This window comes from Actinoplanes sp. CA-142083 (assembly GCF_050942195.1).
Taxonomy (GTDB): Bacteria; Actinomycetota; Actinomycetes; order Mycobacteriales; family Micromonosporaceae; genus Actinoplanes.
Genome location: NZ_CP192076.1, coordinates 3,535,220 through 3,547,986, shown reverse-complemented (window position 1 = coordinate 3,547,986; position 12,767 = coordinate 3,535,220). Strand labels below are relative to the sequence as shown.

The following is a 12,767-nucleotide window of genomic DNA, read 5'->3' as shown; positions in this document are numbered from 1 at the left end:
TCAGCTCCCTCCAGAGGGGGTGCGGGCCCGGGCCACCGCGTCGCGCCAGGCGATGCGGACGGCCGGGTCGATCGGACGGGGATCGAAGTCGTCGTAGTCGAGGGACAGGCCGGTGAAGCCGCCGGCCAGGAAGGCGGCGCCCAGCGCCGAGAGGTTGGCGGCGCGGGCCCGCCGCACCGGCACGCCGGCCAGGTCGGCCTGGATCCGCATGAGGTGGTCGTTCTCGCTCGCCCCGCCGTCGGCGAGCAGGCAGGAAGCGCCGCCCATCGCGTCGACGACATCGGTGACCTGGTGGGCGATCGACTCGATGGCGGCCCGGGCGAGCTGCGGCGCCCGGGTGCCGAGGGTGAGGCCGCTGATCACGCCGACCGCCGCGTCGTCCCACCAGGGCGCGGCGAGCCCGCCGAAGGCCGGCACCACGAAGACGCCGTCGCTCGACGCGGAAGCGGCCATCTGCCCGATCTGCGAGGCGGAGACCCCCAGCAGCGAAGCCAGCCAGGCGACGGTGGCGCCGCTGGAGCGAATGTTGCCTTCCATCGCGAGGCAGTCGTCCCACGCGACGGTGAGGCAGACCGCCTCGGAGTCGGACGAGCCGAGCCGCATGACCGACGACCCGGTGCCGTAGGTGACTTTCACACCACCGGAACCGGCGGCGCCGTGGGCGTAGAGGGCGGCGTGCGAGTCACCGAGCACCGCCGTGATCGGCAGCCCTTCGAGGACTCCCCCGCGCTCGCCGATGATGCCCAGCGACCCGGAAGATGGAGTAACAACGGGGAGCGCGGAAGCCGGGATCCCGAACAGATCGAGCAGCTCCGGGCTCCACACGCCGGCCCGGACGTCCAGCAGCTGAGTGCGCGAGGCGTTACCCACCTCGATCTGGTGGCTGCCCGTCAGCGCGTGAACGAGCCAGGCGTCGACGGTACCGACCACGGACGACGAAGGGGCGCGATCGAGGAGCCATCGCAGCTTGGCCGCGCTGAACATCGGGTCGAGCGGGAGCCCGCTGATCTCCCGTACGCGATGGGCCTGATCTTTGTCTCGAAGCGCGTCGCAGATGGGCTGAGAACGCTGGTCCTGCCAGCCCAGAACCGGCCCCGAAGGCAGGCCGGTGCGCGGATCCCAGACCACCGCCGACTCGCGCTGCGTGCTGAACCCGACCGCCCGCACCGCGCCCTTCCCGACCCCGGACAGGCACTCCGTGGCGGCCGCGAGGACGCTGTCGAGGATCTCGATGGCGTCCTGCTCGACCCACCCGGGCTGTGGATAACGGATCGGGACCGGCGCGCTCGCGGACCGCACGATCGCGCCGGACGGGTCGACCAGCAGGCACTTCGTCGATGAAGTGCCCTGGTCGATCGCGAGGACCAAATCAGGCATCTTCGCGGGCCAGCCCGATCGCGGCCTGCCGGATGTCCGCGGCGGTCAGGCCGAAGTGCTCGAGCAGGAACGTGGTGCTGCCGGTCGGGGCGAACTCGCGGTGCACGCCGAGCATGCGCATCGGCACCGGAGTGCGGGAAGTGACGACGACTGCCGCGACCGCCGCGCCCAGCCCGCCGGTGGTGGTCGCCTCCTCGGCGGTGACGATCGCGCCCGTCTCGCGCATCGCGGAGCGGATCGCCTCCTCGTCGAGCGGCGCGATCGTCGACATGTTCAGCACCCGCACCGAGACGCCCTGCTCGGCGGCCTCCTCGGCGGCCTCGAGCGCCCGGGAGACCATCGTGCCGGTGGCCACCACGGTGACGTCCGAGCCGTCGCGCAGCCGGGTCGCCGTGCCGAAAGTGAATGGCCGTTCGCCCGTGACGGCCGGCACCTTGAAGCGGCCCACGCGCAGGAAGACCGGCGTGGCCGCCGACGCCGCCCAGCGGACGGCCAGACGCGTCTCGTTGGGGTCGGCCGGGACGACGATGCCGAGCCCGGCTATCGCGCGCAGCCAGGAGAGGTCCTCGATCGAGTGGTGGGTGGGGCCGAGCTCCCCGTACGCCATGCCGGGGCTCATCCCGCAGAGGACGACCGGCGACTGCGAGTACGCGACGTCGGCCTTGATCTGCTCCAGCGCGCGGCCGGTGAGGAAGGGCGACGCGCCGCACACGAACGGCACGTAACCGCTGAGCGCGAGGCCGGCGCCGACCCCGACCATGTCCTGCTCGGCGATGCCGACGTTGATGAGCCGGTCCGGGAACTCCTTCTGGAAGCCGACGAGGTTGCTGGAGCCGACCGAGTCGTTGCAGACCGCCACGATCCGCTCGTCCTCGCGGGCCAGCTCGATCAGCGTCTCGGCGAAGGCGACCCGGCAGTCGAAGGTCTCGGCGGACGAGAGGACCTGCGCGCTCATCGGGCCAGCTCCGCCGTTGCCAGCGAGATCTGCTCGACGGACGGCACCTTGTGGTGCCATTCCACGCGGTCCTCCATGAACGAGACGCCCCTTCCCTTGATCGTGTTGGCGATGATGCAGGTCGGACGCTCGCCGCGAGGCGAGGTGAACGCGTCCAGCAGCTCAAGATGATCATGCCCGTCGACGACGCGCACGTCCCAGCCGAACGCGCGGAATCTGTCGTCGAGCGGGTCGAGCGTGTTGGTCTCCTCGGTGCGGGCGCCCTGCTGGAGGCGGTTGCGGTCGACCACCGCGGTGAGGTTGGCCAGGTGGCGGTGCCCGGCGGTCATCGCGGCCTCCCAGTTGCTGCCCTCCTGCAGCTCGCCGTCGCCGAGCACCACGTAGACGTGCCGGGAGGAGCCCGAAAGGCGCCCGGCGACCGCCATGCCGACCGAGATCGGCAGGCCGTGGCCGAGCGGGCCGGTGTTGGTCTCGACGCCCGGCACCTTGACCCGGTTGGGGTGGCCGTTGAGCGCCGACATCGGGGCTGCGAACGTTTCAAGTTCCTCGGTCGCGAAGAAGCCCGCCGCCGCGAGCGTCGCGTAGAGGGCGCCCGCGGTGTGGCCCTTGCTGAGCACGAACCGGTCGCGGTCGGGCCAGTCGGGCTTCTCCGGGTCGACGCGCAGGACGGCGAAGAACAGGGTGGTGAGGATGTCGAGGACGGACATGTCGCCGCCCACGTGGCCCAGGCCGGCATGACCGATCATGCGCAGGTCGGTGGCGCGGGACTGGTTGGCCCGCTCCCGCAGTAACTCGCGGCGTCGCTCAGGGCCGGCGTCGGCGATCTCCTGCCGGAGTCGGCGCCATTCGCGAGCGGAACGGGGGTCGGCGACCAGCATCGAGGTTGTTTCCTTTCTTTGACGGCGGGCCGCATTTCGCAACGCGGCCCGCCCTTCTCGCCACGAAGATCAGGAAGTGGTGACGGCGAAGTTGTTGACCTGCTTGGCGTTGTCCGGGTTCACCAGCACGCAGTCGACCGACTGCTTCTCGGGCTGGTCGGCCTTGCCGTTCTTGATGTACGCGTCGGCCTGGTCGACTGCCATCTCGCTGATCTTGCTGGCCGGCTGGAGCACGGTCGCCTTGATGCCGTTCTTGAGGATCGACGAGACGACGTCGGGGCTGCCGTCGAAGCCGACGACCACGATGTCCTTCTTCGCCGCCTGCACCGCGGCCCACGCGCCCAGCGCCATGGTGTCGTTGCCGGCGATGATGCCCTTGATGTTCGGGTGGGCCTGCAGGATCGTCTGCGTCTTCTGCAGCGCCTCGGCCTGGTCCCAGTTCGCGCTCTGCTGGGCGACCATCTTGAGGTCCGGGAACTGGTCGAGCACGCCGTGGTATCCCTGCGAGCGGACGCCCGCGTTGGTGTCGGTGGGCTTGCCGGTGAGCTCGGCGTACTCGCCCTTGTTGCCCATCAGCTTGGCGAACTCCTGGCCGCCGAGGCCGGCGCCCTGAGCGTTGTTGGAGACGATCTGGGCGACCGCGACGTCGGTCTTGTTGATCTCACGGTCGATCAGGAAGGTCGGGATCTTGGCGTCCTTGGCCCGCTGGATCGCGGCGACCGAGGCGTCCGCGCCCGCGTTGTCGAGGATGATCGCGGCGGCCTTGCGGGAGATCGCGGTGTCGATCTCCTGGCTCTGCTTGGTGGGGTCGTCGTCGTGGCTGAGGACCAGGGTCTCGTAGCCGAGCTTCTTGGCCTGGGCGGCCGCGGCGTCCTGCTCGGCCTTGAAGAAGACGTTGTCCGGGGACGGCGTGATGATGACGATCAGCTTCGAGGCTGCGGGGGTGCTGCCCGAATCACCGGATTTGTCATCCGAGGAGGAACCGCAAGCCGCCAGGGCCAGAACCGCGGCGGTACCGGCGGCCAGGAGGATCTTTCTGAACATCAAGGATCAGCCCTTTCGTTTATTGAGACCGGTCTGCAGGCGCTGCTGGGCCTGCTCGGTGATGACGGCGAAGACGATCACGGCGCCCTTCACCACGGACTGCCAGAAGGTGGAGACCCCGACCAGGACCAGGCCGTCGCTGAGGAAGCCGATGACGAAGGCGCCCATGACGGTGCCGATGATGGTGCCGCGGCCGCCGCTGAGCGCGGTGCCGCCGAGGACCGCCGCGGCGATCGCGTTGAGCTCGTACGTGGTGGCGGTGTCCGGGTAGGCCGCGCCCAGCTCGGAGGTGAGCAGCAGGCCGGCCAGGGCGGCGCAGGCGCCGGAGATGACGTACACGGCGATCTTGACCCGGTTGACCCGGATGCCGGCCAGGATCGCGGCCCGTTCGTTGCCGCCGACCGCGAAGATCCGGCGGCCGAACGGGGTTTTGGTGGTCACGACAATGGCCGCGATCGCGACCAGGATCATGATCCAGACGGCGACCGGGATGCCGAGCACGCTGTCCACGCCGATGAACGAGAAGCCGGTGTTGCCCCGCGCCTCCGATCCCGCGAGATCCGGATAGGTGCCGCCGTTGCTGTGCAGCTGGGCGAGGCCGCGCGCGACGTACAGCATGCCGAGCGTGGCGATGAACGGCGCGACCTTGAACCGGGTGATCAGCAGGCCGTTGACCGCGCCGACCAGCGCGCCCACCAGGATCCCGATGAGAATCACCACGGCCACCGAGAAGAAGATCGTGCCGCCCGGGACGCTGAAGCCCTTGAACAGCAGACCACCCGCGACCATGCTGGCCAGCCCGGCGATCGAGCCCACCGACAGGTCGATGCCCCCGGTGAGGATCACGAAGGTGACGCCGATCGCGAGGATCGCGTTGATCGCCACGTGCTTCGTCATCAGGATGAGGTTGCTCTGGGTCAGATACTCCCCCGAGATCGCGCTGAAAAAGATCACCAGCAGCACGAGTACGACGAGAGTGCGCCCCCGCAGCAGCAGCAACGCCGCCTTGGCCAGTGCCGGGTTGCGGGCCGGCCCCGGCTCGGGCGCCGCGGCCTGGGACGGGGCGGCGACGTGCGTGTCGGTCATGAGGAGGCCTCCAGGACGCTTTCGGATGCGGAGGCGGTCACGAGGGCCTCCTCGGTGACGTTCTCGGCGGTGAACTCCGCGGTGATGCGGCCCCGTGCCATGACCAGGACCCGGTCGGCCATGGCGATCACCTCGGCCAGCTCGGAGGAGATGAACAGCACTCCGAAGCCCTGCGCCGCGAGGTCGGCCATCAGCGCGGCGATCTGGGCCTTGGCGCCGACGTCGATGCCCCGGGTGGGCTCGTCGAGCAGCAGCACCACCGGCTCGGTGAGCAGCGCCCGGGCGAGTACCACCTTCTGCTGGTTGCCGCCGGACAGCGCGGTGACCGCCGCCGACAGGCCGGGGATCTTGATGGCCAGGTCCTTGACCTTCGCGGCCGCGGTCTTCTGCTCGGCACCGCCGGAGAGAAGCCCGCCATGGGTCAGGCGGGCCACGGTGGCGAGCAGGATGTTGTCGCGGACGGACATGGTCTGCACGAGGCCGTCGCGCTGCCGGTCCTCGGGCACCAGGGCGAGGCCGGCCGCCATCCGGGCCTGCACCGTGCCCTCTTTTTCCATTTTGTCGCGCACCAGCACGTCGCCGACGCCGCGCCGCATGCCCATCAGGCACTCGACGAGCTCGGTGCGGCCCGCGCCCATCAGGCCGTAGATGCCGACCACCTCGCCGGCGCGCACGGTCAGCGAGACGTTGTGGACGGGCACGGTTCCGGGGACGCTGAGGTCGCGAACGTCCAGTAACACGTCGCCCACAGCCGAGCTGTTGCGGACGTAGAGCGAGTCGGGGTCGCGGCCGACCATCTGCCGGACGATCCACCCGGTGTCGGTGCGGCTCATCGCTTCATGGGCGACGAGGTTGCCGTCGCGGAACACGGTGACCCAGTCGCCGATCCGGCGGAACTCGTCGAGCTTGTGCGAGATGTAGATGACCGTGACGTCCTGCTCGCGCAGATCGGCCATCACTTCGAAGAGGACGTCGACCTCGTGGTTGGACAGCGCCGAGGTGGGCTCGTCCATGATCAGCACGCGGACGTCCTCGAGCAGCGCCCGGCCGATCTCGACGAGCTGCTGAAGACCGATCGGGAGGTCGCCCACCTTCTCGTCGGGGTTCAGATCGCCCTGGCCGAGCCGGGCGAGGACCTCTTTCGCCCGGCGCCGCTGGGCGGCCGAGTCGACGAAACGCCGGCCGCGGCGCAGCTCCCGGCCGGCGAACATGTTCTCGGCGATCGACAGATTCGGGAAGAGGCTGAGCTCCTGGTGGATGATGCCGATGCCGAGCGCCTGGGCGGCGCGCGGGCTGCCCAGCGTCACCGGCTCGCCGTCGAGCCGGATCTCGCCGCTGGTCGGCTGCTCGGAGCCGGAGAGGATCTTCATCAGCGTCGACTTGCCGGCGCCGTTCTCCCCCACCAGCACGTTGACCTTGCCGCGGTAGGCGGTGAACGTGACGTCCTTGAGCGCCCGGACGCCGCCGTAGCTCTTGCTGATGTGGTGCGCTTCCACGATCTCGGCGGTCACGGCGTCACCGTCAGCTCGGTCGGGACCAGGAAGATCGTGCCGGGGCTCAGCGCCGAGAACGCGCCGTAGAAGTCGACCTTCTTGCCCTTGATGCTCTTCAGGTCGACCTTGGCGATCACGTCCGACTTGACCTTGGCATTGATCTGGTTGGCCGCCTCGGCATAGTCGATCTGGTTGGTGAAGTCGCCGAACGAGACGAACCCGACCCCGTCGCGGATCGCGGTGCCGGCGATGACCGGGCCGGTCGCGATGGTGACCTTCGTGCTGCCCACCTGGACCGTCATCGGGCCGGTGGGCACCGACGTGTCGATGCCGGTCACCGTGCCGGAGCCCTTGACCATGTACGCGTACGGGCTGCCGGTGCCCGCCTGGTGGCCGTATTGCTTGCCGGCGGCCTCGGGGTCCTTCGCGACCGCCGCGGCCACGGTGGCGACGTCGACCGCCTTGTCGTGCACGGTCGGCACGATCTTGGTGGACCAGTTGTCGGCCACGTAGGTCTTCGGATCGTTCGCGCCGGACTTGGCCGCGGTGGCCTGCCCGTCCTTCTCGTACACATAGACGCCCGGCACTTTGGAGCAGGCCGCCGTCAGCGTTGCCGCGAGGAGGAGGGCCACTGCCCGGCGTACGATCACCTTCATGCTGAATATCCATTCATAGGCGACTGGCCATGCAGCTACTGTGAACGCTCGATGTCGTCGTTGTCAACGGGTGGCGTTCTTGACTCTCGGCAGACGTCATGATTACGGTCCTGTTGCGGTACCGATGCAGCACTGAATTTCTATTCGTCGCTCTTCCACTCCCCTTACCGGAAGGACGTACGTTGCAGACTCGGACATTGGGGCGGTTATTGACCACCGCGGCCCTGGCGATCACGCTGCCGCTGGCGATTTCCGTGCCGGCGCAGGCTCACGATCGCGGCCACGACAAGCCGCGGATCATCGTTTCCCAGGACGGCGAAGTGGACGACATGGACTCGTTCATCCGCTTCCTGTACTACTCCAACGAATTCGACATCCAGGGCATCGTCTACTCGAGCTCGCGCTACCACTACGCCGGCAACGGCGCCGACGTCGCGCCGTTCCGCTGGACCGGCACCGAGTGGCTCAGCCACTACATCGACCTGTACTCGAAGATCTACCCCAACCTGCGCAAGCACGCCTCCGGCTACCCCTCGCCGGCCAAGCTGCGCTCGCTCTACAAGATCGGGAACATCGACAACGTCGGCGAGATGGACCACGACACCCAGGGCTCCGACTGGATCAGGAAGACAATCCTGGACGACGACAAGGGCCCGCTCTACATCCAGTCGTGGGGCGGTTTGAACACCACCGCGCGGGCGCTCAAGTCCATCCAGGACCAGTACCAGGGCACCCGTAAGTGGCCCGCCCTGCAGCGCAAGATCAGCCAGAAGGTCGTGATCTACAACATCCTCGACCAGGACGCGACGCTCAACGGCTACATCAAACCGAACTGGCCCGACCTCAAGATCGTCGACAACCAGAGCCAGTTCTGGAGCTTCGCCTACCTGTGGACGCGGCAGGTGCCAGCCGACCTCCAGTACGCCCTGAAGGCGCCCTACATGGAGCAAAACCTCCTTAACAATCACGGTCCGTTACTTCAGGAGTACCGCACCTACCGCGACGGCAAGCCCACCCCCGGCGACGACCAGAACAACCGGTGGCGGCCCGACCAGAACCTGACGTACGCCGTTCACGACTTCATCTCCGAGGGCGACTCCCCGTCGTTCCTCTACCTGCTCGACTTCAACGGGCTGCGCTCGTCGGAGGACCCGACCTACGGCGGCTGGGGTGGCCGGTTCGCGCCCAACGCCACCGGCTGGATCGACACCACCGATGTGAATCCGAATTCGGGTGCGGCCGACCGGGCGTACCCGCAGACCCGATGGGTCGCCGACCTGCAGAACGATTTCGCCGCCCGCGCGGACTGGGGAACGACCCCGCGCTATCGCGATGCCAACCACAACCCCATTGCTTCCGTACGGGAAGGGCTGAACCTCCGCGCTCGCACGAGCCAGACGGTGACGTTGCATGGTCGCGGCGCGGACCCGGACGGCGATCGTCTCGGGTACCGCTGGTGGCAGTACACCGACGCCGACACGTACGCGGGAACGGTTGCTCTGTCGAACGCGACCTCGCCCACGACGTCGTTCCAGGTGCCGGCCGACGCGAAGAGCGGCGACACGATCCACCTCATCCTCGAGGTGACCGACAACGGGACGCCCGCCCTCAAGCACTACCAGCGGGTGATCGTCACGGTGAGGTAGCTCTTCACATCCGAGGTTGAATGGATATTCTTCCTAGCTGCGCGTAATCGAACGCACGGGAGGGCCGTAATGGTGGACAGCTACGCGGCGGAGATCGCCACTGATCAGATCCGTCTGCTCACCAAGGTCGCGCGCATGTACCACGAGCGCGGCATGCGGCAACCCCAGATCGCCGAGCAGCTCCACATCTCCCAGCCGCGGGTCTCGCGGCTGCTCAAGCGGGCTGTCGAGCTCGGCATAGTGCGCACCACGGTGATCGCGCCGCGGGGCGTCTATGCCGAGCTCGAGGAGCAGATCGAGCAGGCGTACGGCGTCACCGAGGTGATCGTCGCCGACACCGACGACCACGCCGACGAGGCCCAGGTGATCAGGGCGCTCGGCGCCGCCGCGGCCGTCTACCTGGAGACCACGCTCATGGGCGGCGAGCGGATCGGCGTCTCCTCGTGGAGCTCGACGATCCTGGCCACCGTCGAGGCCATGCACCCGCGGCCCACGCCGGTCGCCGACCAGGTGGTGCAGATGATCGGCGGGGTCGGCAACGTCACCGCCCAGACCCAGGCCACCCGCATCACCGGCCGGCTCGCGGCGCTGACCGGCGCGCAGGCGGTCTATCTGCAGGCGCCCGGGCTGCTCTCGTCCGGGGACATGCGGCAGATGTTCGTCAGCGACCCCAACATCGAGCCGGTCCTGCGCGCCTGCGACGACCTCACCATGGCGCTGGTCGGCATCGGCAGCGTCGAGCCGTCGCCGCTGCTGCGCGAGAGCGGCAACGCGGTCGCCGAGAACGAGCTGCCGGCGCTGCGCGCGGCCGGCGCGGTCGGCGACGTGTGCATCCGCTTCTTCGACTCCGACGGCGTGCACATCGACTCCGACTTGGACGACCGCGTCCTCGGCATCGCCGCCGACACGCTGCGCGCCGTCCCCCGCCGCGTAGCCGTGGCCGGCGGCACCCGCAAGAGCACAGCGATCCGGGCCGCCCTCCGAGGCGGCTGGGCCAACGTCCTGATCACCGACCTGCAGGTGGCCCGCAGCCTGATGGCGGCCGACGACCAGCGCTAGCCACCTCCGGGCAGAAGCCCGCCCCGCCTCCGGGCACGAGGCCCCGCCCAGCCGCCAGTCAGCGAGGGCCGGCCTCCGTGGCCACGCAAGGCCGGGCCAGGCGGGTCGCGGCGTGACCGCGCAAGGCCGGGCCAGCCGGGTCGCGGCGTGACCGCGCAAGGCCGGGCCAGCCGGGTCGCGGCGTGACCGCGCAAGGCCGGGCCAGCCGGGTCGCGGCGTGACCGCGCAAGGCGGGCCAGGCCGTCCACGGCGTGGCCGGGCCAGGCCGGGCCGGCCAGGCCGGTCGCGGCGTCACGGGTCCGTGGCGGCACCGTCAGCCACAGCGCCGCCGGCTTTGCTCTGCGCACCAATACGCGCCCGCCGCCGGCAAGGCGCCGCCGACGGCTCGGTGACCCGCCGCGCCGGTGGTGGTGCGTATGGGTGAGCAGAGCAAAGCGCGCGACAAAGTCGGACCCGGTACGCCGTGTCCTGGATCCGACGGCGGATCCGGTCGTCGTGGCGGGTGTTCGGGGACGACGGTTCGGTACGGTGCTCCCCGATGGTGAGGGAACACGAGGACCTGCCGCCCAAGGGTCCCGTTCCGGTGGCGGACGCCTGGCGGGCCGGGGTGCTGCTGCACGCGCGCGGCGAGTTCGACGCCGCGGCGCGCGTCTATGCGCGGGCGCGGGACGACGACGCCACCGAGGCCGCGGACCGGGCGCAACTGCTGGCGGCGCGCGCCTCGCTCAGCTGGGCGCAAGGCGGCGACGACGTGCGGCGGCTCGCCGAGCTGGCGGTGGCCGAGGCGCTGAAGAGCCAGGACGACGCCGCCCAGGCCGCCGCATATGTGGCGCAGGCGCTCGGCGCCTATCGGGCCGGGGACCGAGCCGCCAACGAGCACGCCTATGCGCTCGCGCTCGCCGCGGCGGAGCGTGCGGGGGATGTGCGCCAGCAGGTGCGGATCCGCAGCAATGTGGGATCGCGGCTGCTCGAGGAAGGCCGCTACCGGACGGCGATCGCCGAGCTCGACGCGGCCATCCGGCTGAGCGAGGACGGTGGGATGCCGGAGTTCCTGGCGCTCGCGCGGCACAACCGGGCCGAGGCGTGGCTGGGGCTCGGCGAGCTGCGCCGGGCCCGGGACGACGCGGACGCCTCGCTCAGCGGGTGGCAGCGGATGGGGTCGCCGCAGGCGGCGTTCGGGTTGCTCACCATCGCCCGGGTGCATCGGCAGCTGGGGTTGGCGAGCCAGGCGGTGGCGGCCTACCGCGAGGCAATCGTGTTGGCCGAGCCGACCGCGAACGCCCAGGTCCTCACCGAGGCCTGGGCCGGCCTGGCCCGCTCGGTCTTCGCCGACGATCCGGCCGAGGCGGGCCGCGCGGCCAAACAAGCGCTTGACCAGTCGCCGACGGGCGGTGCGGTGGTGCCGGAGCTGGCGGCCGGCTGGGTGTCGCTCTGTTCCGACGATCGCCCGGCCGCGGCTGGGCATGCGGCGCGGGCCAAGGCCGAAGCCGGGCGGCGGCGGGACGCGGCGGGGCTGGCGGAGGCTCTCGAGCTGGGGGCGCTCGCGGACGAGCGGTCGGTGGCGGGGCGGCTGTCCGATCTGGCCGAGGCGGCGGCGATCTGGGGCGAGGTCGGCAACGGGCTGGCGGCGGCCATGAACGCCGTCGTGCGGGGGCGGCTCACCGGGGATTGGCCGGCGGAAGCGGTGGCGCGCACTCGGTTGCATGCTTTGGGCGTACGGGATGGGGTTTGGCAAATCGCCGGACCTCTGGCCGCGCTCGGCGCGCCACCCACCGCTGAGGTCGCGGTCCGGGCGCTCGGGGAGTTTGCCGTGCTGTTGTCGGGGGAGGCTGTGCCGACGGCGGCGTGGCAGTCACGCAAGGCGCGGGATCTCGTGAAACTGCTGGCGGCGCGGTCGGGCGGGCCGATCTCGCGGCAGACGCTTGCGGAGGCGTTGTGGCCGGAGGCGGAGGCGGCTGTCGCGGGGAGGCGGCTGGCGGTGCTCGTGTCGACCGTGCGTGGGGTGTTCGACCCGCGGCATGCCAGGCCGGCGGGGCATTTTCTGGCCGCCGACGAGGACAGCGTACGGCTGGATACGCGGCATGTGGCGCTGGATACCGCGGCGTTCGCGGCTGCGGCTCGGGCCGCGCTGGCGGCGCCGCGCGACGAAGCCCGCCTCGAAGCCGTCGCGACCCTCTACACCGGAGAGTTGTGCGTGGGGGACGAGAGCGCCCGGGTCACGCTCGCCGATCTGCATCGGGAAGTGTTGCGGCGGCTGGCGATCGGCGCGGGACCCGACGCCGCGGCCGGGTGGTACCGGCGGATCGTCGCGGGCGAGCGGTACGACGAGGCCGCGCATCTGGGGCTGATCGGGGCGCTGACGGCCGCGGGGCGGCACGGGGAGGCACGGCGGGCCTACGACGAGTACGCGGCGGCGATGCGGGAGATCGACGTCGCGCCGGCGACGCGGGAGAGCCTGAACAAATCCTGAACCGGCTCCGAAACGCTCCTGGCACCCTGTGGCGCGCGGCGCGGGTGGGCCGTGCTCATCCCCGCCGATGAGCGACCTCGTGGCGGCGTGGGCGGCCCACCCG

Annotated in this window: 10 protein-coding genes; 3 read left to right on the top strand and 7 right to left on the bottom strand. The window is 70.3% G+C overall.

Going from position 1 to position 12,767, the window contains the following annotated elements; translation table 11 throughout:
• The 7 genes from ACQPZX_RS16200 to ACQPZX_RS16170 form a co-directional block, all read right to left on the bottom strand.
• The gene (locus ACQPZX_RS16200; RefSeq protein WP_433380936.1) at positions 1–1,377 is read right to left on the bottom strand and encodes an FGGY family carbohydrate kinase; all 1,377 of its coding nucleotides are present in this window, start codon (positions 1,375–1,377) and stop codon (positions 1–3) included.
• The gene (locus tag ACQPZX_RS16195; RefSeq protein WP_433380933.1) at positions 1,370–2,332 is read right to left on the bottom strand and encodes a transketolase family protein; all 963 of its coding nucleotides are present in this window, start codon (positions 2,330–2,332) and stop codon (positions 1,370–1,372) included. Before ACQPZX_RS16195 ends, ACQPZX_RS16200 begins: the two co-directional genes overlap by 8 nt.
• The gene (locus ACQPZX_RS16190; RefSeq protein WP_433380930.1) at positions 2,329–3,210 is read right to left on the bottom strand and encodes a transketolase; all 882 of its coding nucleotides are present in this window, start codon (positions 3,208–3,210) and stop codon (positions 2,329–2,331) included. The genes ACQPZX_RS16195 and ACQPZX_RS16190 overlap by 4 nt, the downstream gene beginning before the upstream one ends.
• A 69-nt stretch (positions 3,211–3,279) precedes the next feature.
• Complete coding sequence (locus tag ACQPZX_RS16185; RefSeq protein ID WP_433380927.1) at positions 3,280–4,254, bottom strand: D-ribose ABC transporter substrate-binding protein; 975 nt, start codon at positions 4,252–4,254, stop codon at positions 3,280–3,282.
• Between the two features lie 6 nt (positions 4,255–4,260).
• A complete protein-coding gene (locus tag ACQPZX_RS16180) occupies positions 4,261–5,340 on the bottom strand; it encodes an ABC transporter permease (RefSeq protein ID WP_433380924.1) in 1,080 nt (359 codons plus the stop codon).
• The gene (locus ACQPZX_RS16175) at positions 5,337–6,851 is read right to left on the bottom strand and encodes a sugar ABC transporter ATP-binding protein (RefSeq protein ID WP_433380921.1); all 1,515 of its coding nucleotides are present in this window, start codon (positions 6,849–6,851) and stop codon (positions 5,337–5,339) included. Before ACQPZX_RS16175 ends, ACQPZX_RS16180 begins: the two co-directional genes overlap by 4 nt.
• The gene (locus tag ACQPZX_RS16170) at positions 6,848–7,489 is read right to left on the bottom strand and encodes a DUF2291 family protein (RefSeq protein ID WP_433380918.1); all 642 of its coding nucleotides are present in this window, start codon (positions 7,487–7,489) and stop codon (positions 6,848–6,850) included. Before ACQPZX_RS16170 ends, ACQPZX_RS16175 begins: the two co-directional genes overlap by 4 nt.
• Before the next feature lie 197 nt (positions 7,490–7,686).
• On the opposite strand from ACQPZX_RS16170, the gene ACQPZX_RS16165 reads away from it, so the two are divergent.
• From ACQPZX_RS16165 to ACQPZX_RS16155, 3 genes are all read left to right on the top strand, one after another.
• Positions 7,687–9,135 carry a nucleoside hydrolase-like domain-containing protein gene (locus ACQPZX_RS16165; protein WP_433380915.1) on the top strand — a complete coding sequence of 483 codons (1,449 nt, stop codon included), beginning with the start codon at positions 7,687–7,689 and terminating at the stop codon, positions 9,133–9,135.
• 69 nt (positions 9,136–9,204) lie between these two features.
• Positions 9,205–10,194 carry a sugar-binding transcriptional regulator gene (locus ACQPZX_RS16160; RefSeq protein ID WP_433380912.1) on the top strand — a complete coding sequence of 330 codons (990 nt, stop codon included), beginning with the start codon at positions 9,205–9,207 and terminating at the stop codon, positions 10,192–10,194.
• A gap of 538 nt (positions 10,195–10,732) precedes the next feature.
• On the top strand, positions 10,733–12,664 hold the full coding sequence (locus ACQPZX_RS16155) for a hypothetical protein (RefSeq protein WP_433380909.1): 1,932 nt from the start codon (positions 10,733–10,735) through the stop codon (positions 12,662–12,664).
• Positions 12,665–12,767 lie beyond the last annotated feature (103 nt).